This window comes from Rhizobacter sp. P2_H3 (genome assembly GCF_056403355.1).
Genome location: NZ_JBFUFQ010000490.1, coordinates 1 through 1,247, shown reverse-complemented (window position 1 = coordinate 1,247; position 1,247 = coordinate 1). Strand labels below are relative to the sequence as shown.

Here is a 1,247-nt window from a genome sequence, read left to right as displayed (position 1 = left end):
CCCCACAGCTCGCCAAACACCATCGAGGGTGCAACGGGCACCAGCGACGAGTTTGTGCCTGGCACTTTTCGGCGGGAGTCATAGACAACGTTTAGCTGCTGCTCTGAAAGCACAAAGCCATCCAAGCTCTCCGTCAACCCTTTGCTACCGGTCAAAGGAAATATCGGGTGCCCATAAGGTGGGTTTGCCGAGCACTGCTTTGGCTTGTCGTGATTTCTGTTATTTACTATGGCACACACGGAAGTACTATTTGGACTTACTGCGATCTTTTGTTTATCAGAAGAGCAGCTGCAATTTGGTGCAGGATCATTTCCATTGAAAAAAGGCGTCTCCCAAGCATACAGATATTGACTGCCGGGATACTTGCAGACAGGGAAATTCAAAGAACCCGTAGCTTCGTCCGGCGGGGGAGGCTCAGGTGACGCCCACGTCCATTCGACAGAAAATCTCTTAGTACATTTATACGTTCCTTGACGCCCTGCTGGAGGAAACAGCTCACACACCGTATCACCAGTCCAAGCTTTGAATCGTCTGTCCCAATTACCAGCGTTGTAGGCGGCTGGAAACTCCCCCAAGCCTGCCTCGGAGGCCGAGGCTGGATCTGGGTAATATCCTGAGCAGGGATGTCCATCCTGGATATTGGGGTTTGCTTCCCCTCTATCGCTGCACCACTTCAGATCCGCATGACCTCTTAGTTCCGGCTGAGCGAAAGCGGACGGCACAACTGAAATCTGAAGCAAGAAAGCGCACGCGAGAAATAGCAGACGTCCCCATCCACGCTTCCATACCTTCTCAGCCGACAGAAATTTCGCCGAAGCAACCGCGTTAACGACTGACATTTCAGACATCGGACCTTCCCCCATTTTATCTATCTCGACTCGAATCTTGCGAACAAATAGCGGAATCCTCGCCGCGAGCACAGCAATGCTGCTCATTGATTGAGTACGTTTCGGCGAAGATTGGTATCCCTACCAATGCGGGCGGTGCAGCAATGAAGCTGCCTGATCGCCAAGGTAGCGGCGGGCGACACGGCATAGCGTGGCGAGCTTTGTGTACACGCCACTACTCTGCGGAGAAACGTATTTCAAGACGTTTACGAGAATGCTCCCTCCCCAAGTCATGCTCTTCCGTTCGCGGCAGGCATTGTTTCGCCCGCACGTTCCGAACAATCACACTCCGATGCATACCTCAACCCGCTATCGGAGCCCTTCAGGCAGCAGAATTTTGATTAGAAGAGAGTCTTGACA

1 protein-coding gene is annotated in these 1,247 nt (G+C 52.5%); it reads right to left on the bottom strand.

What is annotated here, in order from left to right; all coding sequences use genetic code 11:
• Positions 1-935: hypothetical protein (locus AC1D1T_RS32565; protein WP_477993488.1), on the bottom strand; the 935-nt coding region annotated here is incomplete at its 3' end.
• Positions 936-1,247: the final 312 nt, after the last annotated feature.